The following is a 23,352-nucleotide window of genomic DNA, read 5'->3' on the forward strand; positions in this document are numbered from 1 at the left end:
TATGAAACTAGCAAAAATAGCATTAATTGGAGCGGTAACATTATCATCAGTATCAGTAGGAACGTCTGCATTTGCAGCTGAGAAAGATGGCGGGAAATTAGACTCAAAAGCATTCATTAAATTCGAGAAAAATACAGATAAAATTGATGTTGTTAATCCAGAGAATCCAGATGAAACTGTAGATCCAGTTGATCCAGATAAAAAAGGTACAGATGGTCCACTAAGTATTGATTATGTATCTAACTTCAACTTTAAAACACAAAAAGCATCAGGGAATAACGAAATCTACTTTGCAGAATTAGATAAAGTAAAGAAAAAAGTAGACGGTTCTGTAATTGACGTGCCGAACTACGTTCAAGTAACAGATAATCGTGGTACAAATGCTGGATGGCATTTAACAGTAAAACAAAATGGTCAATTCAAAACTGCAGATGATAAAGCGTTGGATGGTGCGGCATTAACATTAAAAAATTCAGCTTTGAAATCAAATGCAGGTAGCGACGCACCAACAGCAGAACAATCTATCACATTAAATCCAAGTGGTGCAGCATCTGATTTAATCGATGCAAAAGAAAACCAAGGTATGGGTACATGGGTAAATACGTTTGGTAAAGATGCAACAGAAGCGAAACAAAGCGTAGAGTTATCTGTACCAGGTAAAACGAAAAAAGAACAAACACAATACACAACTTCACTAACTTGGGAACTAACAGACGCTCCTATGTAAGTAAGAGGAATTTTAAGATAAAAGAGGAAAATGAGAAGAGATAAGGGAATGGCTTTAACCTTGTCTCTTTCTTGTCTATAAAATGGATATGAAGGGGATTACATAAGAGATGGTAAAAAAACTATTTACTAGCTTACTATTAATTACATTCTTCATGGCAAACGCTTTTTCAGTATATGCAGCTGAAATGAAATTCGCTGTGACAGCAGTTATACCAGAAAATCAAATTGATAAAAATCAAACGTATTTTGATTTGAAAATGCAACCTGGACAAAAGCAAACAATTCAAGTCCAAATGAAAAATGATACGAATAAAGAAGTTGTGGTAGAATCGTTTGCTAATACAGCAATTACGAATAGCAATGGTATTACAGATTATAGTACAGTAGAACCAAAAACGGATTCTACTTTGAAATATCCGTTTTCTAAAATTGCTAAAATGCCAAAAGAAACGAAAGTCCCAGCTAACAGCATAGTGACAGTTGATATAAACCTAGAAATGCCAAGTGAGTCGTTTGATGGTGTTATTTTAGGTGGTTTATACTTTAAAGAAAAAGAAGATGAGAATGCAAAGAAAAAAGATGAAGGTGTGCAAATTGAAAATAAATATGCATACGCAATTGGTGTTGTTTTAAAAGAGACGGATGCTGAAGTAAAACCAGACATGAAATTAAACGAAGTAAAGCCAACACAAATTAACGGGCGTAACGTTGTTACTGCAAATTTACAAAACGTAAAGCCAGCAATGTTAAAAAATTTAAGTGTTGATGCAAAAGTATATAAAGAAAAAGGTAGAGACGTTTTATTTGAAGCGAAAAAAGAAAATTTAAGAATGGCGCCAAACTCAAACTTTGATTATGCTATTAGCTGGGAAAACAAAGCATTTGATCCAGGAACGTACCGAGTAGAAGTGAAAGCCACTGATGGCGATCAAAAATGGGAATGGACGAAGAAATTTACAATTGAAGGAAAGACAGCTGATAAGTTAAATGATACAGCGGTAGAAGCGAAAAAAGACTACACATTATATTACATTATCGGCGGAGTACTACTGTTAATTATATTATTAGTTCTTGTATTCTTCTTAGGTAGACGTTCTAAAAAAGAGGACGATAACGAAAAATAATATATTGATAGTGTAAAAAGAAATTAATGGATGTTTTACTACGAAAAATATATAATGGCTTTGTCTGTTATTTGTTGTAGTTCATTTATATTTCTATTTGTTGACCCGAATCTCGGGTCTTTTTTTATGAAATGAATTGCTATATGTTAGTAATTAGAAAAATAGAATATACAGCACTTGCAGTAATTCCAGGGGTAATATAAAGGGATATAGCATCTCCTCTTGCAACTGGGTTTCCAGTTGTAATGCTAGTCCAAGTTACAGTAGCGGGACCTACTGCCGGAGTAGGATTAAATACTTGAATTTGTTCTGATCCGCTATCCGTTGGTTTAATGGAAAATACCATAGTTCCGGTAATTTTGTCAGTAGTAGTTAAGGTAATAGTAGATAGGATGTAGCTAGAAGAAGGGGTTGTAAGGTTTGTTGGGACATTTCTGCAAATATTAATCGTATAAATAGCAGCAGGTAAATTATTTATATTTATAGACGCAGAAAAGCCGACAACACTACCGGCTCCAGCAGTGACATATGGAATAACATTGGAGTCAATTCCAGGAGAACCCGCTATACGTTGAAAACCAGCATTTGTTCCTTGAAAAACAATACTTTTTGCTGAAGCACTATCGGCAGATCCCGTAGGTCCAGTAATGCCAGTAGGCCCGGTGTTCCCCGTAGGGCCAGTGATGCCAGTAGGTCCGGTATTCCCCGTAGGGCCAGTGATGCCAGTAGGTCCGGTATTCCCCGTAGGGCCAGTGATGCCAGTAGGTCCGGTATTCCCCGTAGGGCCAGTGATGCCAGTAGGTCCGGTATTCCCCGTAGGGCCAGTGATGCCAGTAGGTCCGGTGTTCCCCGTAGGGCCAGTGATGCCGGAAGGTCCAGTGTTCCCCGTAGGGCCAGTGATGCCGGAAGGTCCGGTACTACCGGTAGGTCCACTTTCTACTAATACGATATAATCTGGAGATATATTAGGAAACCCTTGAGGTGCATCTTTTTTTACAACATAGCCGCTGCCCGTATAAGTGACAACTTGTCCTTTTTTATAGTTGGGAGCCGCTGCTAGACTGAAGGTGGTAGTACTTTGGAAACCCGCTCCGGAAGGTCCAGCATTACCAGTAGGTCCGGTGTTCCCCGTGGGTCCGGTGTTCCCCGTGGGTCCGGTGTTCCCCGTGGATCCGGTGTTCCCCGTGGATCCGGTGTTCCCCGTGGGTCCGGTGTTCCCCGTGGGCCCAGTGTTTCCGTTAGAACCGCTGTTGCGCCTGCCGTCGCAACTAAAATAATTACGTGGGTACATATATGTTCTCCTTTCTATATTTTCAAAATCTAGTTTTTAAAATAGAACTACTATATATATATTATGAATTCTATAATTTTGTGTGGCAGATCGTATTTTGTGTCTAGATTTCAAAAGATAGCGGGAGGAGAATTAAGTAGTGTTAGAGCCACCATTTCTCCTGCGGAAGCAAAATAACATCCACATCAAAATTCTCTTTAAACCAATCATACATCAATGTCTCTTTTACTAAATATTCAGAGGCAGAGTGTGACACGCCAATTAGAGACATATCCGTTTCTTTTACATAATCCATAATGAGCGAGTATTTATGTCGGCCGTAATCATTGTCGATATGGCAATGGATTTCTCCTGTAATATATGCTTCAGCACCTTTTTCTTCTGCTTCCTTCATTAAAGATACAACATCGCCACATCCAGCGATAATTGCGATTTTTTTGATGGAATCATGTCGTTTACCTTCGAAGTCTGTGTAAGGAATCTGGAAGAGTTGTTTTAGATGTTTTTGGAGTGCTTCTGTTGATGTTTCATCTATTTCACAAATAAGGCCAACTGGTTCTTGTTCTGGACCTCCATATGCAAAGTCGTCCACTACAGTAGCGTTTAATGCTTTTGCAATTGAAATACTCGTTCCATGTGTTTGATGAAAATCCATTGGTACGTGACATGTATATATAGAAAGTTGTTTTTCTTTTATTCCTTGCAAATATTTTTCAGGAATTGGTATGAAACCGCGGCCTGATCTTCCAAGCGGATCACCACACTCCATTACAAGGGGATGGTGCATAAAGAGTAAATCACCAGGTGTGGATTGTGAAATGAATGTTTCAAGAACGTCATCTGTAGGGAATACAGCTAAAAATACTTTGTTTACATTTTCAGATCCGTGCATCATAAGGCCGTTAAATAAATCTACAAAATTTGCTTCAAAAAATTGTTGCCAAGGAAATTTGATAGGATCATATACGGCTGGGATAAATCGACTAAAGGCACTATCTTTCCCGTATTTTTCAATTTGAAATAAGTAATCGAGTGATTGCTCTATTTTTTTAAGGCTGGCATGTTTAATAATCCTCCTTAAGATGATTCTTGCTTTATGAGTTGTTTGTATTCTTCGTAGCAAAATAAGAAGTGGATAGGAAACAAATAAAACCTAGAATCCAGCCAATAGAAGGAGAATAGGGAAGTACATGCTGTAATAGCATTCCGCTAGAAATGAAGAAACTACTAAATAGACCTAATAACATAGGATATCGTTGTAGTTTGAACACAGATAGTAAACATCCTTTCTCCTGCATGAACTACTCATAAAAGCTCGATTGCTGAAACTTTATCACATACATTGTATATTAGTCTTAATTTTCTGTATATAACTTTTAAGAAAAATGGTGATACAATATATGAATGATAAGAGAAGAGAGGATGAAGATTAACATATGTACGTTACTGTAACAGAAGCAGCATATAAAAAGATTATGGATACGATTCCAAGCGAAGCGAAATATATAAAGTTATTTTATGATAATGAGGGTTGCGGTTGTGTCATGAGCGGAATCATCGATTTAGTAGCTGTAGCAGAAAAAGATGAGCGCGATGTGGATATTGAATCAAGCACAATGAATTTTATCGCTGATCGTACAAAGCTTGTATTTATGGACGATAAGTTAACGGTTGATTGGCATGAAGGTGGAGGAACTTTTCAGTTGAAGAGCCCAAGCCAGTTTTATAATCCAAATATGAAATTACACGTTCGAGTATAGTAAAGGAAATGTGAGTCCAAAATGTATTTTGGACTCACATTTTTTTATTTTATAAGTCGCTATTATTGTCGATATATTGAAAAAATCGCCGATATAAATGGAGTTGCGCTGATATATTTGGGGAATCGCCGGTATAAATGGAGTTGCGCCGATATATTCAGAAAATCGCCGATATAATTTCATTTACCAAAACGTCCCAATAGTAAAAAGATTTTTTCACATAATGAAATGTACATGTGATTGAATTTTCTGTATAATCTTCTTTGCGGAGGGGATACGCATGAGAAGATGGGGAATTGAGTTATTAATTTTAAGTGTTGTTATTATTTGGGGGATTAACTATACGATTGCAAAGTATGGATTTTTAGAATTTGCAGCAATTGAATTTACTGCACTTCGTATGATGGCGGCGGCACCGCTCCTGTTACTTCTTACCTTTTTTATTGAAAAGTCGGTTTATATGGAGCGAAAGGATATACCTAGACTAATCATCGTTAGCGTTGTAGGTATTGTACTGTATCAAACGTTATTTATGGAAACTGTCAAATATACATCCGCTACAAATGCCTCTTTACTCATTTCTATTTCACCTATTTTTACAACTGTATTTGCGATTTTTCTGAAACAAGAAAATTTTTCTTCTCGAAAGTTAATCGGTTCTATGATTGCTTTTGTTGGTGCAGCATTAGTTTTAGTAGCAGGACATTCACTTACTAGTTCTTTTTATGGCAATGGAATTGGACTTATTACATCCATATGCTGGGGGCTTTATCCTGTTTTAGCAGGACCATTAATTAAAAAATATTCAGCATTACGTGTTACAGCATGGTCTGCATTAGTGGGTGCGATTCCGCTATTATTGTTAAGTGGTCCGCATGTGTTTGTCATGCCATTTCACATTACTCACGGAATGACACAATTTGCTTTACTATATTCTATTTTCTTTGTCACAGTATTTGGTCTAGTAATGTGGTATGTTGGTGTTCAAAAAATTGGGGCGTCACATACGATGGTATATATGTATATAACGCCGCTTGTAGCTGTTTTATTTGCAGCTGTCTGGGCAAATGAATATGTATCGTTTCAACAGATCATCGGTGGAATTATCATTTTTGTCGGTCTATGGTTTGTGAAATCGGAGAAAGTAAAAGTTCATTCTATTGCAGGGGAACCTATATCAAAATAGGAAAACAGATCACCTATGATCTGCTTTCCTATTTTTTTATTTTTGGTAAGAAGATGAGAAATAAGATAGCAGTAATAAGTGGGATTAAGTTTAAAAATGGAATACGGAAGAGTGTAATAAGAATAATACCTGGAAGAAGAACACCGAGGACAGCGTAAAAAATGCTATGGTTTTTCGTGTACCAATACAATGAAAGTCCGATAAGTGCAGGGATAATGAGGTGAATGAGAGCCATTAAAAAATAAATCATTAGACGCCCCCTTTATTTGTGTACTTATTACATCATATCCGTATGTTCATAGATTGATATCATTTTTTTCATAAATGGACGAAAAAAGTTTGAAAAACCGTCACAAAATATGAGAATATAATGTTTGAAATCTTGTATAATATTATTTTCTAAAAACATTTAAACAACATAAACATACTGTTTATGTTGTTTTTAATTTGAGTGAAATGGATGTAAGGAATATGAATTTGAAAGAAATTTTTTGTTGGATAGATAAGAACGAATGAAGAGAGGTACAGCATGATTAGTATGTCACTAAGATCATTTAAAATCCAATCGTATTATATACTAGGTATTTTGTTACTAGGTTGGATGTTAACACCGTTTTCAGCACACTTTTTAGGCGCTGGAATTGGGCTTATTGTAAGTATGTATTGCGTTTGGCTTTTAGGGAGAAGAATTGAGAAGCTTGGAGATAGTATTGTAAAGAAGACGAAAGCACCGACACTCGGTATGTTTAACCGTTTTGCAGCTGCCATTTTGGGTGCTATTATTATGTACGAAATTGAGCACCACATGGTTATGTGGGCATTTGCAGTAGGGATTATGGGTGGTTATTTCTTAATCGTTGTGAATTTAGGATACTATAGCATGAAAGATGAGAAAGAACTAACAAAGAGATAAAAAGATAAAAGACTTCTTTTTAGATGGAATAGATGATCCAGCCACGAATAGAAGCGGTCAGGGCCTTTTTTAACCCCATACGATGTGAAACCCGAGAGATGTAGCGAGTAGGGATATAATGTATATATTCGAAGCTGTAATTTTATAATCTAGGTCACAGATGAAGAGATTAGCATTTCACTTTATATAAGATATAGAAAGAAGCTTACGTTTTCACGTAAGCTTCTTTTTTATGTAAGTGTGTGTAACCGTTAAGCCGCATTGGGTTTTGTCGGTGAGTACGCGAAACTTTACGGTTACACGACACTTATTCATATGAGTAAAGGGTTATTCCAACAGAAAGTTTTAATTTAAGCGATTGGACCGCCTAAGTTAATAATATCTTCAGAAACGCTTTCGAACTTTTTGAAGTTCTCTTTGAATTCATTTGCAAGCTCGATTGCTTTTGCTTTGTAAGCAGCTTTATCAGCCCAAGTTTGTTCAGGCATTAACACTTCGTCAGGTACACCTGGTACGTGAAGTGGAACTTCAAGACCGAAGATGTCATGTTTAGCTGTTTCAGTTTTTGCAAGTTCGCCGCTTAATGCTGCTTGAATCATTGCACGAGTATAACCTAAGTTCATACGTTTACCAACGCCGTATTCGCCGCCAGTCCAGCCAGTGTTTACTAGGAATACTTTCGCATCGTGTTTCTCGATTTTTTCACCAAGCATTTCAGCGTAGCGAGATGCATCAAGTGGTAAGAATGGTGAACCGAAGCAAGTTGAGAATGTAGCTTGCGGAGATGTAACGCCGCGCTCTGTTCCTGCTAGTTTACTAGTGTAACCACTTAAGAAATGATACATAGCTTGCTCTTTTGATAACTTACTGATTGGAGGCAATACGCCAGATGCATCAGCAGTTAAGAAAATAATTGTATTTGGGTGTCCAGCAACACTTGGCAGTACGATATTGTCGATCGCATGCATAGGGTATGCAGCACGAGTATTTTCTGTTAAAGTAGTATCGTTGTAGTCGGCGATACGCGTTTGGTCATTAATGATAACGTTTTCTAAAACAGATCCAAATTTGATTGCATCGAAAATTTGTGGTTCTTTCTCGTGAGAAAGGTTTACACATTTTGCATAGCAACCGCCTTCAATATTGAATACACCGTTATCAGACCAACCGTGCTCATCATCACCGATTAATTTACGGTTTGGATCAGCAGATAATGTTGTTTTACCTGTTCCAGATAAACCGAAGAATAGTGCTACGTCGCCTTCTTCACCTACGTTTGCAGAGCAATGCATAGAAAGGATATCTTGTTCAGGTAATAAGAAGTTCATAATAGAGAAGATTGATTTTTTCATTTCTCCAGCGTATTCTGTACCACCAATTAGTACGATACGTTTTTCGAATGAAACCATAATGAATGCTTCAGAGTTTGTACCGTCAACAGCTGGATCAGCTTTGAAATTCGGTGCAGAAACAATTGTGAACTCTGATTCATGAGTTGTTAATTCTTCTTCAGTTGGACGAATGAATAATTGATGTACAAATAAATTGTGCCATGCATATTCGTTAATAACTTGAATTGGTAGGCGGTAATTGCGGTCAGCGCCTGCAAATCCTTTGAAGACGAATAACTCTTCTTTTTCTTTTAAGTATTCTAAAACTTTAGTATATAATTTATTAAAATGTTCTTCAGAAATCGGTTGGTTCACAGCTCCCCAAGCAATTTTGTCAGCAACCGATGCTTCTTTCACAATAAATTTATCTTTAGGAGAACGTCCTGTATATTTTCCAGTTGAAGCAGAAACGGCACCAGTCGAAGTTAATTTCCCTTCATTTCGCATTAATACTTTTTCCACTAATTGCGGAACACTTAGTTGAATCTGTGCATTGCTTCCGTTCAATAATTCGTGTAAACCAATTTGGACATTCACAGTACTCATATTTATATACCATCCTTTTCATTTAATGAAATATTTCTCGTAATCCCCAACAAGAGTATAACACAATTATATAAATAATGTATACTATTTATTTCTTTTTGTTTGTGTGAATGCATTATTTCCCTATTAATATTTCATTTCAGGCGTATTGAGAAAAACTTTCAGGAAAATGTGAATATTAATTGACAAATGAATATCATTTCTTTAGTATAGGTTGGGACGGATACTCTCTTATCCCGAGCTGGCGGAGGGACAGGCCCGATGAAGCCCAGCAACCTCACTTGTATTGATAAATGCAGGTGAATAGGTGCTAAAACCTGTGCGAGGCTACAGGTCTCGAACGATAAGAGCGAAGGGCAAAAAGCAGTATGCAAGTAGCAAATTAAACCTTTCCTCTATGTAAAGTAGGAAAGGTTTTTCTGTATGCTTGTGTGGGAGAATAAATGTATGTCGCAGTTTGTGGCAAATTAAGGATGAGTTCCGTACAATATATACAATTACTGTAGGGAGGTTTACCACATGACAAAAAAACGTCATCTGTTCACATCTGAGTCTGTAACTGAAGGACATCCAGATAAAATTTGTGACCAAATTTCTGATTCAATTTTAGATGCGATCTTATCAAAAGACGCAAATGCACGTGTAGCTTGTGAAACAACTGTAACAACTGGTTTAGTATTGGTAGCGGGGGAAATTACGACTTCTACTTACGTAGATATTCCAAAAATCGTTCGTGAAACAATTCAAGGCATTGGTTACACACGCGCAAAATACGGATTCGATGCAGAAACTTGTGCTGTTTTAACATCTATCGATGAGCAGTCTGCTGACATCGCTATGGGTGTTGACCAAGCGCTAGAAGCACGCGAAGGTCAAATGACTGACGCTGAGATTGAGGCAATTGGTGCAGGAGACCAAGGTTTAATGTTTGGTTTCGCATGTAATGAAACACAAGAGTTAATGCCACTTCCAATCTCGCTTGCTCACAAATTAGCTCGCCGTTTAACTGAAGTACGTAAAGATGATACATTATCATACTTACGTCCAGATGGAAAAACGCAAGTTACAGTTGAGTATGATGAAAATGGTAAACCAGTACGTGTTGATACTATCGTAATTTCTACACAACATCACCCAGATGTTACATGGGAAGAAATCGATCGCGACTTAAAAGAGCACGTAATTAAAGCTGTAGTACCAGCAGAATTAATGGATGGAGAAACGAAATTCTTCATTAATCCAACTGGCCGCTTCGTAATTGGTGGACCACAAGGTGATGCTGGTTTAACAGGACGTAAAATCATCGTTGATACTTACGGTGGATACGCTCGCCATGGCGGCGGTGCATTCTCTGGTAAAGATGCAACAAAAGTTGACCGTTCTGCAGCATATGCAGCTCGTTATGTTGCGAAAAACATCGTAGCAGCTGGTCTTGCTGACAAAGCAGAAGTACAACTTGCATACGCAATCGGTGTAGCACAACCAGTATCAATTTCAGTTGATACATTCGGCACAGGTAAAGTATCTGAAGACGTACTAGTAGAACTAGTTCGTAACAACTTCGATCTTCGCCCAGCTGGTATTATTAAAATGCTAGACTTACGTCGCCCAATTTACAAACAAACAGCAGCTTACGGCCACTTCGGACGTACTGATGTAGATCTTTCATGGGAACGTACAGACAAAGCTGCAGCTTTAAAAGAGCAAGCTGGTCTATAATATATGAAAAAAAGCTTTGCGCGGTGAGCGCAAAGCTTTTTTTATTTCGTTTTACTTATAATTTGAATGCATGATTTGCAATATACTTCGCCTTCTAGCTCAATATACTTTTTCGTATTAGTCATGCCTTTTCATACGTTTGTATTTCCTTTTTACATGATTTACAAAGGATGGGTTTCTTCTGGAACATACGTGATCAACCTTTCATTTGACGTACTTTACCTGCGCAAAAGGCACTACTTAGTAAAAATAGTGTCGCGAATATAATGCTTACTAATGTAGCGTATGGAATTGCACCTTTTAAGGAAAAGCCGACAGTGATGGAAGCGATGAATAAGAGGATGAATGTTGTTGTTAATTTTTTATAAAGTTCCATACTATGTAGACCTCCAATTTATTTTTTAGTACAAGTTTTAAAATTGAATTCTATTATGTAGAAAATATAAAGAGTAACTAAAGATGTGTAGTCTAGGAGTATAAGAAAGTGCACTTTCCTTTTTGTGGGTTAGTATACTTATATTGTATCATGGCGCATGATTGGCTTCATACATAATTGTGTAAAGATATGTATGATAAAATGAAGAAAAGTCTTTAAGAAAGGAAAGATAAAAAATGAGTGTAACTGAACATAAAAAACAAGCTCCAAAAGAAGTGCGTTGCAAGATTGTTACGATTTCCGATACACGTACGGAAGAAACGGATAAGAGCGGACAACTATTACATGAATTGTTAAAAGAAGCGGGCCATACAGTAACCTCTTATGAAATTGTAAAAGATGATAAAGAAAGTATTCAGCAAGCAGTGTTAGCTGGTTATCATAAGGAAGATGTAGATGTTGTATTAACAAATGGCGGTACTGGTATTACGAAGCGTGATGTAACAATTGAAGCAGTGTCAGCTCTATTAGATAAAGAGATTGTCGGGTTTGGTGAGTTGTTCCGCATGATTAGTTATTTAGAAGATATCGGGAGCAGCGCAATGTTAAGTAGAGCGATTGGGGGTACAATTGGGCGCAAAGTAGTTTTCTCGATGCCAGGATCGAGCGGGGCGGTTCGCCTTGCGATGAATAAATTAATTTTACCGGAATTAGGCCATATTACATTTGAGCTACATCGCCAATGAGTAGGTGGGCTGGAATTGTATTAGCGGGCGGTATGTCGAGTAGATTTGGTGAGCCGAAAGCGTTAGCGAGCTGGCAAGGTAGTACTTTTATTGAGCATATTTTGAAAGAGATGACAAGTGCGCTCCAAGAAGTTGTAGTCATTAGTCATTCTGATATAAAAGAGCGAGTAGAGCAATTCGTACAAGTTCCTGTTATAGAAGATATCCCGCACTATAAAGGGAATGGACCGCTGGCCGGTATTGTATCAGGAATGGAATACATAGAAGCAGATTGGTATGCTATTATGCCTTGCGATGCGCCAAATGTTTCGCATGAATGGTTTACCATTTTACTGGAGCAAACGAGCAATGAATATGATGCGGTTGTACCTATTATTAATGGAAGAAAACAGCCGCTACTTGCAGCGTATCATAACCGCGTGAAAGAAAAGATTTATGCTTTACTTCAGGAAGAAAAAAGAAGTATGGGGCAGCTTTTATCACAATGTAATGTGAAGTATGTTTCTGGAGAAGATGTACAAGTGAATGCGGGTTGGTTTATAAATGTAAATACGAAAGAAGAATATGTGCAGGCTCAAAAAGACCTTTCAAATGAATGAAAGGTTTTTTTGATATACAGAATTGGGGAACAATTGCTGTATAAAGGTATGTGAGTAAGTTGATTTTAAGGGGAATTCTTAAAATCATTATACAGCAAAAACACTGTATAACCATATATTAATTTTTATGGGTTTTTATTACAAGTCTGTTTAGTTATATTTATTTTTGCTATAATGAATATGGAAATAAATGATATTTCACCTTATGTATCATTCATTCAACTAAAATTTACAAGTGTGTAATAAACTCCCTTCGTTTTTTGAAGGGAGTTTTTCTGTTCAAGCAAGTAACTCTGATGCGGTATGCTGAAGGACTTCTTCATACTGGTTAAGTAAGCCGCGAAAGATCTCATCCCAGCTTTTTGATTTTGCAAAAGATGAAGCTGCTATTCCCATCTGCTCAAGTTTTTCTTCATTTTGCAATAAAGAATAAATGGATGATAGAAATGCATCCTCATTTTTAGGGGGACAAAGAATTCCCGTTTTTCCATCTGTAATAATATTTTTAACCCCGCCACTATTTGCACCAATGACAGGTGTGCCACATGCGAGTGATTCAAGTACGACATTTCCGAATGTTTCAGTAGCTGATGGAAATACCATTATGTTAGAACAAGCATATGCTTCAGCTAAATCTGCACTTTGTAAATAGCCAGTAAAAGTGACATTTGTTTGTGGAACAGCTTCACGCAAATTTGTTGCTAGAGGTCCGTCTCCTGCGATGAGCCAATGAATGTCGTTTCGAGTATGCGATGTTTTAACGATAAGGTTTTGCAACGTATCAATATCTTTTTCAGGAGCAATTCGTCCTACATAGGAAAGAACGTACTTCGCTGTAATATTATATTTTTTTCGGAATAGGTCTGTATTGTAAGCTGGATGAAAGAGTGTACAATCTACACCACGTCCCCAAATGGAGAGGGCCTGAAAGCCTTTATTTTTTAATTGATGTAATGTTTCAGAGGAGGGAACAAAATTTTTTTGCATATGACTATGAAACCATTTTAAATAGTTCCAAAGCATATTGGAGAGAAATTCAATTTTGTAATAGCGTAAATACGCATCGAAATCAGTATGATAAGAACCGACAACTGGGATGTTTAACTTTTTGGCGTAATACAGTCCACAAAGTCCCATGTTGAAAGGTGTAGCAATGTGAATAATGTCAGGTTTAAAGGAATGAAGTTCCCGTTTAATACGCGGAGTAGGAAAAGAAAAGCGACATTCTGGATATAATATTGTTAACGGGATACTTCTCATCTTGTTCACATTAGCTACGAAATTATCTTCAGCTGTATGCTGAGGGGCGAAAACAGAATAGGCGATCTGTTCTTTCTGAAAGTAACTTGTTAATCGTTCTAACGTTTTCGCAACCCCGTTAACTTGTGGCGTAAAAGTATCGGTAAAAATGGCGATTCTCATCATATCACTCCTTTATGTGAAAAGTGGGATGAATTGATAAAAAGAGATGATGCCAGAGCAAGTGCCAAGGCACATGCCGACGAACACATCTGACGGATAGTGAAGTCCTAAATAAATACGTGAAATACCGACGCATAATGCTAACGGTAATAGGAAAGCAAGTAAGCTTGGATTATAGCAAATAAATGGAATGAAGACAGAGAAAACGGCTGTTGTATGACCAGACGGGAAAGAGTGGTCTTTTAATGGATGGACTGGATATTTCGCATCCTGAATTGTTAAATAAGGACGTTTTCGTGGATACCACCTTTTTAATATTTGTACAGGAATATGGCTAATTGCTAAAGAAATAGCAGTAGCGATTGCTGCTTGGTGTAAAGTCCCTTTTGCAAAAATTAAAAAGAAAAGTGTAAGTGCAATGGAGAAAGTAGCACCACCGATATGGGTAATATTGCTGAAAAAGATGTTTAATGTTTTTTGATCAAAGTAGCGATTAATTCCTTTAAAAATGTAACATTCTATTTTATATAATCCACTGACCTTCATGAAAATTCTCCTCCCTCGTTTACATATATATGGAGATATTAGCTTTTATTTTAATAAGATTTTGTTGAGGGAGTAATAATGTTTTGTAAAGAAAAAGTTAGTTTTTATATAAAAAAGCTGCCAGTATTATGGCAGCAGTAAAATCATTTTTGTAGTGATTTATAATATTGACCTTTTTCAACATACTGCGTACGAATACGCTCCATATCTTTACGGTCTTCTTCTGTTAATTCACGAATGACTTTCGCGGGACGACCGAAAGCTAACGTGTTTGGTGGAATTTTCTTTCCTTGTGAAACGAGGCTTCCAGCGCCGATAAAAGCTCCTTCACCAATTTCAGCACCATCTAATATAATGGATCCCATTCCAATTAAAGCATCCTTTTTAATATGACAGCTATGTAAAATAACTTGATGCCCAACTGTAACATCATCTTCTAAAATAAGAGGATATTGAGGGCTTTGGTGGAGTGTACATTGGTCTTGTACATTTACTCGGTCTCCAATTATTGTTGGTGACACATCACCACGGATGACTGTATTAAACCAAATACTTGATTCCTCGCCAACGGAAACGTCGCCTGTAATCGTAACATAGTCAGCGATAAAAGCACTACTCGCAATTTTCGGATTTTTTTCTTTGTAAGGATATATCATGTAAAGTCTTCCTTTCCTAGAGACTAGTTTTAGTGTATCAAATTATGAGAAAGAGTGAAATGGAGGAGGTCCGTATGTGGAATTATGAAGCAGAGGAAGCAAAAGCTGTCATTGTTATCGTGCACGGCGCAATGGAATATCACGGACGTTACGAAGCCGTTGCGGAAATGTGGAATCACATCGGCTACCACGTCGTGATGGGGGATCTTCCATCACATGGAACAACTTCAAGAAATAGAGGACATATTGATTCATTTGATGAATACATAGAGGAAGTTAAATTATGGGTGAAAGAAGCAAGAAAGTATAGGTTACCTATTTTTCTATTCGGTCATAGTATGGGTGGTCTTATCGTCATTCGTATGATGCAAGAAACGAAGAGAGAAGATGTAGAGGGTATTATTTTGAGTTCGCCTTGTTTAGGGGTAGTGACTGGACCCTCTGCTCCGCTTCAATTTGCTTCAAAAATATTAAATGTTGTGGCTCCAAAATTGCAATTTGCAACGAATCTTACGGTGGAAATGTCAACAAGGAATCATGAAGTGAGAGATGCAATGGAGAATGATTCATTGTTCTTGCGCAAAGTATCAGTACGTTGGTATAGTGAATTGATTAAGTCTATCGAAATTGCTCATAAAAAAATAGACGATTTTCCAGACGTTCCGCTCTTGCTAATGCAAGCATGTGAGGATAAACTTGTAGATAAAACACGTGTCCGCATGTGGTTTGATAATGTTAAAATAGGTGATAAGGCATATAAAGAATGGCCGAATTGTTATCACGAGTTATTAAATGAGTATGAGCGTGATGAAATTTTGAATTATATTCAGTCATTTACTGAAATACATGTCAATAATATAGTAAAAACAAACAAATAAATCATTATTTGTACATTTAATAGAGGAGATGAAGGAAGAAGTGAACGTACCGAGTAATCCCATAACGCTCATGGCGAAAGTATACCGTGATGTGTTTCCGGTTGTACACCATGAGCTAGCGATGTGGAAAGAGCGTGCCTACCATATTCCGAATGATGAGCTTCATAGTCAGGCAATCGCAAGTATTGAGCATAAAACGTTTCATTGTGAGGGTGGTGGCATTTTATCGCTGCTAGCAAATGAACACCGAGAGGAATGTATTCGTTTTATCGTAGCGTATCAAACAATCAGTGACTATTTAGATAATTTATGTGATCGCAGTACATCACTTGATCCGAATGATTTTGCCGCGCTACATGAATCAATGTTAATGGCACTATCACCTGAAGTGGAAGGTGGCGGTAATTATTATCGTTACCGTGATGATCAAGATGATGGTGGTTATTTAGATGAACTTGTTGAAACGTGCCAAGATGTTTTAAAGAAAACGAAGCACTATGACAAAATCGCTCCTGTTCTCCATGAACTTGCTTGTTATTATTGTGATTTACAAATTCATAAACACGTGAAGTTAGAAGAGAGAGAACCGCGCCTGAAAACATGGTTTGAAGCACATAAAGAAAACTTACCTGAGATGAGCTGGTTTGAATTTTCAGCATGTGCCGGTTCTACGCTTGGAATTTTCTGCCTTGTAGCATATGCATTTCATGATGAATTACATGATGAAGATATTGCGAAAATTAGACAAGGATACTTTCCTTACGTACAAGGACTTCATATCTTACTTGATTATTTCATCGATCAAGAAGAAGACCGCATAGGCGGAGATTTGAATTTCTGTAGTTATTATGAAAACGAGCAAGCTATATTAGATCGTATGAAACACTTTGTAGAAGAAGCAGAGAAGAGCATTGGTGATTTGCCTCATGCGAAGTTTCATCGTCTTATAAGCCGAGGATTACTTGGTATTTATTTATCAGATCAAAAAGTATCAGCACAAAAGAATATGCACAAAATGGCACGGCGCATTGTAAAGTACGGAGGCCTCACTTCAAGATTCTTCTATTGGAACGGGAAGATGTACCGAAAGAAAATGGCGCAGTGATGAAGAAAACCACTCATGTAGAGTGGTTTTCTTTGTTATAATATGGTAAAGGTGGTGGTGGAAATGAAGCCATTGTTTCAAAAGCTATATGACAATATTGAAGTAATATTACTTGTGCTACTTTCCATTTCATTTGTAACTGGAATGTATATGATGATGAATAAAACCGGCGGTCCTACAACGATGGATTATGTAGCTCAAATTATCATTGCATTGATTATTATAGTAGATATTGTTTTTTTAATAAGTGGTAGAAAAAAAGAGAACAGTAAATAAAAAGCATTTGTACACGATGGTACAAATGCTTTTTCATTATGATCGTATTTTTAAAAATACATATATGAGAAGTTCAATTGCAAAAATAACTAAAACAGATAGTCCAAATAAAGGCATGACAGCGCCTAGTATTACCATCATGATAAAGAAAACGAATATACTTTTCTTATCTCTTTGCTTTGGAGGTGCTGCTAATTTTCCTTTTGGCTTTCTTGCTAACCACATTTTTACTCCGTAATAAATAAGAAGTAATAGAGATAATGTCGTTAGTAAGCATAATATTTTATTTGGCCATCCGAATAAATGTCCTTCGTGAAGTGGGATACCGTAAGTGAACCATTGTGCAAGTAATCCATAATCACGATAGTCCGTTTTTGAAATGAGTTCCCCGCTATATTGATCAAAGTAAGCTGTTATCTCTTCACTTGGTGCAACATGCATCCCTGTAATACCAGAACCGCTCGATTTCGAAACAGTGAATACACCTTTCGGATCAGCTGGTAGTGAAATAACATATGGCTTCTTTATTTCAATTCCTTTTTGTAATTCATCGACAGAAATTGCTTTCGGTTCATTTGAATTCGATTCAGGAGGAGCTTCTTTTCTTGTTGCCCACGGCAATTCTTTTACCTTTGATTCAGGCGGTGCCATGTACAATTTTGGATATCCGAGTGATTCATTAGAAGATGCAATTTTATAAATTTGGTTCCCCATAAATCCTGACCATGGCAATCCAGATGCGATTAGCAGAAAGAGAGGAATTGTAAATATAATACCGATAATAGAATGACGTCTTTTTGCCTTTTCTCGCTTATTGGATGATGGTGTGTTTTTGAATTGGCGTATACTCATGTACAATCCGGTTACAATTAAAAAGATTGTCCAGCATGCTGCAAGTTCTACAGTATAGTTGACGACAGTGCCACCAACTAAAAGAGAACTATGTAATTCCCTCATTATATTGGCAAACGTTTCACTTGCGTTTTGATCCCCAACAATTTGATTATTACTATCTAAATACACATATTTTTGTTGCCCAGTATACTCATTTGCAATCGTAAGTCTCGTATTATAATCCCCATTAAACTCACTAATTTTCGCCACGCTATAATGTGGATATTTTTTCTCTGTTAAGGAAATAGAATCAGCCATCGAAATAGATTCTGTTTGAGCGCTCTTTCCAAAATATAAATCTTTATAGATGAAATCTTCAACTTCCTCCCGAAATAAATACCCAATTCCGCTCAGTGACAAAGTAATAAGAAGCGGCGTAATAAAAAGTCCAGCATAAAAATGCCAACGCCAAAAAATGTAATGAAGCGAACGATTTTGTTTCATACTTTCAGTTCCCCTAACCTTCCCTATATGAATAACTACTTATTTAATATAGCGAGATTAAGTGTGATTACTTTGAAAGAATTGTGAAGAAAGTTAAAAGTTTTTAGGGTTTTCAACGTTTATAAATGTTTCTTCTTATTTGATAAATACATTTCAACAACCGCTTCAGCAAGATATTGAGAGGAATCAACAAAATCCTCATTCGCCACCACATTCAAATCGGTACACGCGATAATTGCAGTATCTACTTCATCTCTCAGTTGTAAAACGAGCGCATTCCACAATTCGCGAGCTTCTTCAATCTCTCCAGATTTAATGCAAGTAATAATTTGATTAATGCTTTCCTGCCATTTTTCATGATGAATGTATTTTATATTACGCTTTGCAATCCCATCTTGGTAAATCCTAGCTTGAACAGTTGCTTCTGTTGCGAGAAGAGCGACTCTTTTTGTATTTTCAGGAATTGCTTGTAACGTTTCATCGACTATATTTAAAATCGGGATAGAAAGCGAACGCTGTAATTCTTCAAAATAAAGATGCGCTGTATTGCACGGCATAGCGATAAAGTCTACGCCAGTACTTTCAAGTTTTTGTGCTCCTTCAATAATCGCTTTTTTCATCGCTTCGTGATCAATAGGGCGATCCATGTAAAACGGTGTTGGGCACGAGTAAATCATCATATGAGGAAAGTCCATATCATGTTTTGCTCCGTATATTGTTTGGCACCTTGCTACAACTGTATCGACGAATGGTCCAGTTGATTTTGGACCCATTCCTGCTAGTATTCCGATCATTGTTTCGTCTCCTTTAAGAATGTATATATCCATTATATAGGAGAATAAAAAAAGACGTGCAGTGAATGCACGTCTTTTTTTGTTATGTTTTGTCGAACAATCGATATATCCGAGAAATCGTTGATATATTGTAAGTTATGATAGATATATCGAAAAAATCGTTGATATATCCCGAGTTACGATAGATATAATTGAAAAATCGTTGATATATTATCGCTTCTCAATCGCCACAATAAATGGCGGGTTATTTTGTTGATTAATGAAGCCGTATTGCAGTACGTGTGCTTGTTTTTGGTCTAGTTCTTCGGCAAATTTAAGTACAGCGTCGCGTTCTACTTGTCCTTCTGGATGTCCGTGGTAAATAACAAGGACGATGATACCTTCAGGTGCCATTACTTCTAATAATTGTTCGATCGCTGAGATTGTTGAGTTCGGTTTTGTAACGATATGCTTGTCTCCGCCTGGAAGGTAACCTAAGTTGAAAATTGCGCCTGTTACTTTTCCTTTTGCATCTTCTGGTAATACGGATAGAAGTGTATCGTGACTATCGTGAACTAAAACAGTACGTTCGAAAAGTTCTTTTTCTTTTAGACGAGTTGTTGAGCTTTCAATTGCCTCTTTTTGAATATCAAATCCAAATACTTTTCCGTTATCTCCAACGATTTCAGCTAGGAAGCAAGTGTCATGGCCGTTTCCTAAAGTTGCATCTACAGCGTAATCGCCTTCTTTTACTGCCGTTTGCAGAAGCGAGCGAGCAAACGGTAATACACGTTCTAATTTCATTTTTGTTTCTCCTCATTTGCATATTTTCCTTGCCAGCTTCCGCGGCGCACAAATTCTGCATCGATGGAATTTAATACTTCCCATTTATTTAAGCTCCACATTGGGCCAATCATTAAATCAGGTGGACCGTCACCTGTGATACGGTGCACAATTACGTCTTCTGGAATAATTTCAAGTTGGTCAACAACGAGACTTACGTAATCCTCAAGAGAAAGGAACTCGAGTTGTCCTTTTTCATATTGCTTCACCATTGGCGTTCCTTTTAATAAATGAAGTAAGTGGATTTTAATTCCTTGTACGTCAAGCTTCGCTACTTCACGTGCTGTTTCCATCATCATGTCGTAATCTTCAAGTGGAAGGCCGTTAATAATATGAGAACAAACTCGAATGCCGTGCTTACGTAATTTATTTACACCTTCCACATAAGACGGATAATCGTGAGCGCGATTAATAAGATTTGCAGTACGTTCATGAACAGTCTGTAGTCCGAGTTCAACCCAAAGGTAAGTGCGTTTATTTAAGTCCGCTAAATATTCAACAACATCGTCCGGTAAACAATCTGGACGAGTCGCAATAGAAAGACCGACAACGTCTTTTTCTGCTAGAAGCGGTTCGAATTTTTCTTTTAACACTTCAAGTGGTGCATGTGTATTTGTGTACGCCTGGAAATAAGCGATACATTTTCCGTCTTTCCACTTTGAGCGCATTTTTTCTTTCATTTCATGATATTGCGTTATAACATCGTCGCGGCGATCGCCAGCGAAGTCACCAGATCCAGCAGCACTGCAAAATGTACAACCGCCATAAGCAACTGTACCGTCACGGTTCGGGCAATCGAAGCCAGCATCTAATGAAACTTTAAAGATTTTTTCACCAAATTCATTTCGTAAATGATAATTCCATGTATGATAACGTTTATTGTCGTTTGTATATGGAAAAGGGTTTTGAACCTTCATTACTTTCCCTCCTAAGCCGAGTCAAAATAACACAAAATCCATTATAACATACTCATAAGGTTCATAAGGAAGGGACACACTAAAGGGGAATTGAAGCAAGGAGGGACAATTATGGCAGAGCGTCAATCACTTGAATCGTATATTACACAAGCGGAACAAGCGGTGGAATATGCGAAAGAACAATTAGACCAAGGTATGAGACAAGAGCATTATAATACGATGGAGTATTCGGATGCGCAGTTACAATTAGAACAAGCGTATAACGATTTACAAACGATGCAACAACATGCGAATGATGAGCAACGTGAGCAATTAAATAGAGCACGTATGGCAATTCGCCAATTGCAACATCAAATGATTATTACACCGCACTAATAAGGAGTGAATGTAATGGCGAAACGTTCAGATCAAAATAACCCAGAGCAAAAAACACAAAATGGACATAACGCTGAGTTTTCGAATGAACTTGATCCGATTGTTCAAGTAAAACAGCGTAATAGTAAAAAAGGACAACCTCAAAAATCAAAACAATCAGAGTAAACCAGGTCGAAATATGACCTGGTTTTATTTTGCTATATGACAATAATGTAAGATTTATGTAAGGTTTGTCGATAGTTGTGAGCAGCTTTCTCCAGTAGAGTAAGGAAGGATTAAATTTTATACAAGGAGTTGCTTTATGGGGAACAATATTACAAACAAGCGAATTGATGAGTTAGATTACATTCGTGGCTTTGCACTACTGGGAATTATTTTAGTAAATATTCTCGCATTACTTAACATTAAAATTCCAGATCCTAATACAGTGGATGCTAGCTATCAAAGATTTTTATACTTATTTGTAGAAGGTCGTTTCTTCTCAATCTTCTCATTCTTATTTGGAGTGGGATTCTATATCTTTATTTCAAGAGCGATTGCGAAAGGGAAAAATGGCTATGTTTTATTTTTACGTCGCTTAGTAGCATTATTTATTTTTGGTTTAATTCATCAAATGTTTCAGCCTGGAGAAGCACTAGCGTTATACGCAATTTGTGGGTTAATCGTTTTACCGTTTTATAAAGCGAAAAAAGAAGTGAATGTAGTAATTGGTCTTATTCTTACGATAGCTTTTAGTATTATGGCAGCTAAGGAATTATTACCATTAGGGTTAATTTTATTAGGTCTTGCTGCGGGGCAGTATAAAGTATTTGAAAATCTTTCAGCAAAAATTAAACAAGTCGCTATTTTTACAGGAATTATGTTTGTTTTAAGTGTTGTCGCGTTATGGTATCAATATGGACACGTTCCTGCCGAACCATTTGTAAATATGATGCTCATGAATGAGGATGGAACAGTGGACGCTGCAGGTCAATTCTTAAAAATTGGCATTACAGTTGGACCAATTATTTCAGCTTTCTATGTAGGAGCATTAATTTTATTACTTCAGTTAAAACCAGTTCAAACATTATTAGCACCATTGAAATACTACGGTCGTATGGCTTTAACAAATTATATCGGACAAACTGCAATGATTTTAATCGCAGGAAGTGTATTTAACTTTGCAGGAAATTTAACTTATATGCAGACGTTATATGTATGTATTGCAATTTACGCAATTCAAATTGTATGTAGCGTAATTTGGATGAAAATCTTTAAAATGGGTCCATTAGAATGGATTTGGCGTGTTATTACGTACTGGACGGTAACACCTTTAAAGAAATAAAGAGAGAAGTGGGCTGTTCCTTTTGTGGAGCAGCCCATTTTTTATTTTCAGCTTTTGTAGTTGCGCCGATATATTTGAAAAATCGCCGATATAATTTCATTTACCGATTCAATATGTCACTAATATTTAAAGTAGTAAAAGCCAAACTTACAAGCACACCTTTTTTATATGTAACTACTCAGCCACCTTTTGGTGTCTTTTTTTAATTTTACTAGTTTCATATGCCTCCCATTTGTAAATACTGAGTATATCAAACAGGGGGGTGAATAGGATGGTCGATCGAAAAATCATTTTAGATGCATATAAAAAAGGACCTGAAGCTGTTATTTCTTTATTTGAAGAAACATTCTCTAAGTTAGAAAAACGGGTTCAAGAACTAGAACATGCTTCAAAAAAAAACTCTACAAATAGTCATAAACCACCTTCTACAGATGGTTTGCGTAAACCTGTTACAAAAAGTTTGCGCAAATCCTCCCAGCGTCCAACCGGTGGCCAGTTGGGCCACAAAGGGCATACCCT

The 23,352-nt window shown here is 37.0% G+C and carries 27 protein-coding genes and 1 riboswitch; of the genes, 15 read left to right on the top strand and 12 right to left on the bottom strand.

The window, feature by feature from the left end; all coding sequences use genetic code 11:
- The first annotated feature begins 1 nt into the window (after position 1).
- Complete coding sequence (locus ATL10_RS23250; RefSeq protein ID WP_000761506.1) at positions 2–727, top strand: WxL domain-containing protein; 726 nt, start codon at positions 2–4, stop codon at positions 725–727.
- 109 nt (positions 728–836) lie between these two features.
- Complete coding sequence (locus ATL10_RS23255; protein WP_110497590.1) at positions 837–1,853, top strand: WxLIP family cell surface protein; 1,017 nt, start codon at positions 837–839, stop codon at positions 1,851–1,853.
- 139 nt (positions 1,854–1,992) lie between these two features.
- On the opposite strand, the gene ATL10_RS23260 is transcribed toward ATL10_RS23255, so the two are convergent.
- Entirely contained in the window at positions 1,993–3,144 is a 1,152-nt protein-coding gene (locus tag ATL10_RS23260; RefSeq protein WP_110497592.1) for a collagen-like domain-containing protein, read from the bottom strand.
- Positions 3,145–3,286: 142 nt separating this feature from the next.
- Positions 3,287–4,036: a Nif3-like dinuclear metal center hexameric protein gene (locus ATL10_RS23265; protein ID WP_258375788.1), complete on the bottom strand. Its 750-nt coding sequence runs from the start codon at positions 4,034–4,036 to the stop codon at positions 3,287–3,289.
- A gap of 544 nt (positions 4,037–4,580) precedes the next feature.
- Between ATL10_RS23265 and ATL10_RS23275 the strand changes: the two genes are divergently transcribed.
- Together ATL10_RS23275 and ATL10_RS23280 are read left to right on the top strand one after the other, a co-directional pair.
- Complete coding sequence (locus tag ATL10_RS23275) at positions 4,581–4,904, top strand: iron-sulfur cluster biosynthesis family protein (protein ID WP_000289570.1); 324 nt, start codon at positions 4,581–4,583, stop codon at positions 4,902–4,904.
- 280 nt (positions 4,905–5,184) lie between these two features.
- Positions 5,185–6,090, top strand: a complete 906-nt coding sequence (locus ATL10_RS23280) for a DMT family transporter (RefSeq protein WP_110497594.1) — start codon at positions 5,185–5,187, stop codon at positions 6,088–6,090.
- 28 nt (positions 6,091–6,118) lie between these two features.
- Here ATL10_RS23280 and ATL10_RS23285 read toward each other — a convergent pair whose 3' ends face one another.
- Complete coding sequence (locus ATL10_RS23285; RefSeq protein WP_000639042.1) at positions 6,119–6,340, bottom strand: hypothetical protein; 222 nt, start codon at positions 6,338–6,340, stop codon at positions 6,119–6,121.
- A gap of 279 nt (positions 6,341–6,619) precedes the next feature.
- Between ATL10_RS23285 and ATL10_RS23290 the strand changes: the two genes are divergently transcribed.
- A complete protein-coding gene (locus tag ATL10_RS23290; RefSeq protein WP_000624925.1) occupies positions 6,620–7,003 on the top strand; it encodes an ATP synthase subunit I in 384 nt (127 codons plus the stop codon).
- Between the two features lie 350 nt (positions 7,004–7,353).
- On the opposite strand, the gene pckA is transcribed toward ATL10_RS23290, so the two are convergent.
- Positions 7,354–8,940 (bottom strand): phosphoenolpyruvate carboxykinase (ATP), encoded by a 1,587-nt coding sequence (gene pckA / locus ATL10_RS23295; RefSeq protein ID WP_053563510.1) that lies wholly within the window; start codon positions 8,938–8,940, stop codon positions 7,354–7,356.
- 228 nt (positions 8,941–9,168) lie between these two features.
- A riboswitch (SAM riboswitch) is annotated at positions 9,169–9,290 on the top strand.
- Positions 9,291–9,459: 169 nt separating this feature from the next.
- On the opposite strand from pckA, the gene metK reads away from it, so the two are divergent.
- The gene (gene metK / locus ATL10_RS23305) at positions 9,460–10,659 is read left to right on the top strand and encodes a methionine adenosyltransferase (RefSeq protein ID WP_000163117.1); all 1,200 of its coding nucleotides are present in this window, start codon (positions 9,460–9,462) and stop codon (positions 10,657–10,659) included.
- Between the two features lie 196 nt (positions 10,660–10,855).
- Here metK and ATL10_RS23315 read toward each other — a convergent pair whose 3' ends face one another.
- Entirely contained in the window at positions 10,856–11,035 is a 180-nt protein-coding gene (locus ATL10_RS23315) for a hypothetical protein (protein ID WP_000424799.1), read from the bottom strand.
- Positions 11,036–11,271: 236 nt separating this feature from the next.
- Here ATL10_RS23315 and ATL10_RS23320 point away from each other — a divergent pair, with 236 nt between their 5' ends.
- Both ATL10_RS23320 and ATL10_RS23325 read left to right on the top strand, forming a co-directional pair.
- Complete coding sequence (locus ATL10_RS23320) at positions 11,272–11,781, top strand: MogA/MoaB family molybdenum cofactor biosynthesis protein (RefSeq protein WP_000117130.1); 510 nt, start codon at positions 11,272–11,274, stop codon at positions 11,779–11,781.
- Positions 11,778–12,380, top strand: a complete 603-nt coding sequence (locus ATL10_RS23325; protein ID WP_098843221.1) for a molybdenum cofactor guanylyltransferase — start codon at positions 11,778–11,780, stop codon at positions 12,378–12,380. The genes ATL10_RS23320 and ATL10_RS23325 overlap by 4 nt, the downstream gene beginning before the upstream one ends.
- 279 nt (positions 12,381–12,659) lie before the next feature.
- Here ATL10_RS23325 and ATL10_RS23330 read toward each other — a convergent pair whose 3' ends face one another.
- The 3 genes from ATL10_RS23330 to ATL10_RS23340 all read right to left on the bottom strand — a co-directional run bounded on the left by ATL10_RS23330 (position 12,660) and on the right by ATL10_RS23340 (position 15,004).
- On the bottom strand, positions 12,660–13,802 hold the full coding sequence (locus tag ATL10_RS23330) for a glycosyltransferase family 4 protein (protein ID WP_110497596.1): 1,143 nt from the start codon (positions 13,800–13,802) through the stop codon (positions 12,660–12,662).
- Between the two features lie 12 nt (positions 13,803–13,814).
- Entirely contained in the window at positions 13,815–14,348 is a 534-nt protein-coding gene (locus ATL10_RS23335; RefSeq protein ID WP_000868582.1) for a phosphatase PAP2 family protein, read from the bottom strand.
- A 143-nt stretch (positions 14,349–14,491) separates the two neighbouring features.
- The gene (locus ATL10_RS23340; protein WP_000640208.1) at positions 14,492–15,004 is read right to left on the bottom strand and encodes a gamma carbonic anhydrase; all 513 of its coding nucleotides are present in this window, start codon (positions 15,002–15,004) and stop codon (positions 14,492–14,494) included.
- 74 nt (positions 15,005–15,078) lie between these two features.
- On the opposite strand from ATL10_RS23340, the gene ATL10_RS23345 reads away from it, so the two are divergent.
- From ATL10_RS23345 to ATL10_RS23355, 3 genes are read left to right on the top strand one after another with little or no spacing between them, the layout of a single operon-like run.
- On the top strand, positions 15,079–15,882 hold the full coding sequence (locus ATL10_RS23345; RefSeq protein ID WP_025118653.1) for an alpha/beta hydrolase: 804 nt from the start codon (positions 15,079–15,081) through the stop codon (positions 15,880–15,882).
- Between the two features lie 40 nt (positions 15,883–15,922).
- Positions 15,923–16,987, top strand: coding sequence for a tetraprenyl-beta-curcumene synthase family protein (locus ATL10_RS23350; RefSeq protein WP_001102475.1), 1,065 nt, complete (start codon positions 15,923–15,925; stop codon positions 16,985–16,987).
- A 42-nt stretch (positions 16,988–17,029) separates the two neighbouring features.
- Positions 17,030–17,263, top strand: coding sequence for a hypothetical protein (locus ATL10_RS23355; protein WP_142325711.1), 234 nt, complete (start codon positions 17,030–17,032; stop codon positions 17,261–17,263).
- Between the two features lie 36 nt (positions 17,264–17,299).
- Here the strand turns inward: ATL10_RS23355 and ATL10_RS23360 are convergent, their stop codons facing one another.
- From ATL10_RS23360 to mnmL, 4 genes are all read right to left on the bottom strand, one after another.
- Positions 17,300–18,601 (bottom strand): PepSY-associated TM helix domain-containing protein, encoded by a 1,302-nt coding sequence (locus ATL10_RS23360; protein ID WP_063548840.1) that lies wholly within the window; start codon positions 18,599–18,601, stop codon positions 17,300–17,302.
- A gap of 119 nt (positions 18,602–18,720) precedes the next feature.
- Complete coding sequence (locus ATL10_RS23370) at positions 18,721–19,395, bottom strand: aspartate/glutamate racemase family protein (RefSeq protein WP_098211244.1); 675 nt, start codon at positions 19,393–19,395, stop codon at positions 18,721–18,723.
- A gap of 210 nt (positions 19,396–19,605) precedes the next feature.
- The gene (gene mnmM / locus ATL10_RS23375; protein WP_098236129.1) at positions 19,606–20,178 is read right to left on the bottom strand and encodes a tRNA 5-(aminomethyl)-2-thiouridylate-methyltransferase MnmM; all 573 of its coding nucleotides are present in this window, start codon (positions 20,176–20,178) and stop codon (positions 19,606–19,608) included.
- On the bottom strand, positions 20,175–21,134 hold the full coding sequence (gene mnmL, locus ATL10_RS23380) for a tRNA modification radical SAM protein MnmL/YtqA (RefSeq protein WP_000868033.1): 960 nt from the start codon (positions 21,132–21,134) through the stop codon (positions 20,175–20,177). Before mnmL ends, mnmM begins: the two co-directional genes overlap by 4 nt.
- Before the next feature lie 111 nt (positions 21,135–21,245).
- Here mnmL and ATL10_RS23385 point away from each other — a divergent pair, with 111 nt between their 5' ends.
- The 4 genes from ATL10_RS23385 to ATL10_RS23400 form a co-directional block, all read left to right on the top strand.
- Complete coding sequence (locus ATL10_RS23385; RefSeq protein WP_000840869.1) at positions 21,246–21,509, top strand: YtzC family protein; 264 nt, start codon at positions 21,246–21,248, stop codon at positions 21,507–21,509.
- A 15-nt stretch (positions 21,510–21,524) separates the two neighbouring features.
- Positions 21,525–21,674 (top strand): hypothetical protein, encoded by a 150-nt coding sequence (locus ATL10_RS23390; protein WP_001129340.1) that lies wholly within the window; start codon positions 21,525–21,527, stop codon positions 21,672–21,674.
- 136 nt (positions 21,675–21,810) lie between these two features.
- Positions 21,811–22,833 (top strand): DUF418 domain-containing protein, encoded by a 1,023-nt coding sequence (locus tag ATL10_RS23395; RefSeq protein WP_000527713.1) that lies wholly within the window; start codon positions 21,811–21,813, stop codon positions 22,831–22,833.
- Positions 22,834–23,104: 271 nt separating this feature from the next.
- The coding region (locus tag ATL10_RS23400) for a DUF6444 domain-containing protein (RefSeq protein ID WP_258375787.1) at positions 23,105–23,352 on the top strand (248 nt) is incomplete at its 3' end.

The organism is Bacillus sp. 196mf (genome assembly GCF_003217275.1).
GTDB classification, from domain to species: Bacteria; Bacillota; Bacilli; order Bacillales; family Bacillaceae_G; genus Bacillus_A; species Bacillus_A thuringiensis_S.

What these genes read in the sequence shown, in the direction of transcription:
- ATL10_RS23385 (WP_000840869.1), top strand. Translation starts at nt 21,246, where the DNA reads ATGGCAGAGCGTCAATCACTTGAATCGTATATTACACAAGCGGAACAA.
- ATL10_RS23395 (WP_000527713.1), top strand. Translation starts at nt 21,811, where the DNA reads ATGGGGAACAATATTACAAACAAGCGAATTGATGAGTTAGATTACATT.
- ATL10_RS23265 (WP_258375788.1), bottom strand. Translation starts at nt 4,036, where the DNA reads ATGCACGGATCTGAAAATGTAAACAAAGTATTTTTAGCTGTATTCCCT.
- ATL10_RS23370 (WP_098211244.1), bottom strand. Translation starts at nt 19,395, where the DNA reads ATGATCGGAATACTAGCAGGAATGGGTCCAAAATCAACTGGACCATTC.
- ATL10_RS23325 (WP_098843221.1), top strand. Translation starts at nt 11,778, where the DNA reads ATGAGTAGGTGGGCTGGAATTGTATTAGCGGGCGGTATGTCGAGTAGA.
- pckA (WP_053563510.1), bottom strand. Translation starts at nt 8,940, where the DNA reads ATGAGTACTGTGAATGTCCAAATTGGTTTACACGAATTATTGAACGGA.
- ATL10_RS23250 (WP_000761506.1), top strand. Translation starts at nt 2, where the DNA reads ATGAAACTAGCAAAAATAGCATTAATTGGAGCGGTAACATTATCATCA.
- ATL10_RS23275 (WP_000289570.1), top strand. Translation starts at nt 4,581, where the DNA reads ATGTACGTTACTGTAACAGAAGCAGCATATAAAAAGATTATGGATACG.
- ATL10_RS23320 (WP_000117130.1), top strand. Translation starts at nt 11,272, where the DNA reads ATGAGTGTAACTGAACATAAAAAACAAGCTCCAAAAGAAGTGCGTTGC.
- ATL10_RS23260 (WP_110497592.1), bottom strand. Translation starts at nt 3,144, where the DNA reads ATGTACCCACGTAATTATTTTAGTTGCGACGGCAGGCGCAACAGCGGT.
- ATL10_RS23390 (WP_001129340.1), top strand. Translation starts at nt 21,525, where the DNA reads ATGGCGAAACGTTCAGATCAAAATAACCCAGAGCAAAAAACACAAAAT.
- ATL10_RS23345 (WP_025118653.1), top strand. Translation starts at nt 15,079, where the DNA reads ATGTGGAATTATGAAGCAGAGGAAGCAAAAGCTGTCATTGTTATCGTG.
- ATL10_RS23340 (WP_000640208.1), bottom strand. Translation starts at nt 15,004, where the DNA reads ATGATATATCCTTACAAAGAAAAAAATCCGAAAATTGCGAGTAGTGCT.
- metK (WP_000163117.1), top strand. Translation starts at nt 9,460, where the DNA reads ATGACAAAAAAACGTCATCTGTTCACATCTGAGTCTGTAACTGAAGGA.
- ATL10_RS23335 (WP_000868582.1), bottom strand. Translation starts at nt 14,348, where the DNA reads ATGAAGGTCAGTGGATTATATAAAATAGAATGTTACATTTTTAAAGGA.
- mnmM (WP_098236129.1), bottom strand. Translation starts at nt 20,178, where the DNA reads ATGAAATTAGAACGTGTATTACCGTTTGCTCGCTCGCTTCTGCAAACG.
- ATL10_RS23255 (WP_110497590.1), top strand. Translation starts at nt 837, where the DNA reads ATGGTAAAAAAACTATTTACTAGCTTACTATTAATTACATTCTTCATG.
- ATL10_RS23290 (WP_000624925.1), top strand. Translation starts at nt 6,620, where the DNA reads ATGATTAGTATGTCACTAAGATCATTTAAAATCCAATCGTATTATATA.
- ATL10_RS23315 (WP_000424799.1), bottom strand. Translation starts at nt 11,035, where the DNA reads ATGGAACTTTATAAAAAATTAACAACAACATTCATCCTCTTATTCATC.
- ATL10_RS23355 (WP_142325711.1), top strand. Translation starts at nt 17,030, where the DNA reads ATGGTAAAGGTGGTGGTGGAAATGAAGCCATTGTTTCAAAAGCTATAT.
- ATL10_RS23285 (WP_000639042.1), bottom strand. Translation starts at nt 6,340, where the DNA reads ATGATTTATTTTTTAATGGCTCTCATTCACCTCATTATCCCTGCACTT.
- ATL10_RS23280 (WP_110497594.1), top strand. Translation starts at nt 5,185, where the DNA reads ATGAGAAGATGGGGAATTGAGTTATTAATTTTAAGTGTTGTTATTATT.
- ATL10_RS23330 (WP_110497596.1), bottom strand. Translation starts at nt 13,802, where the DNA reads ATGAGAATCGCCATTTTTACCGATACTTTTACGCCACAAGTTAACGGG.
- mnmL (WP_000868033.1), bottom strand. Translation starts at nt 21,134, where the DNA reads ATGAAGGTTCAAAACCCTTTTCCATATACAAACGACAATAAACGTTAT.
- ATL10_RS23360 (WP_063548840.1), bottom strand. Translation starts at nt 18,601, where the DNA reads ATGAAACAAAATCGTTCGCTTCATTACATTTTTTGGCGTTGGCATTTT.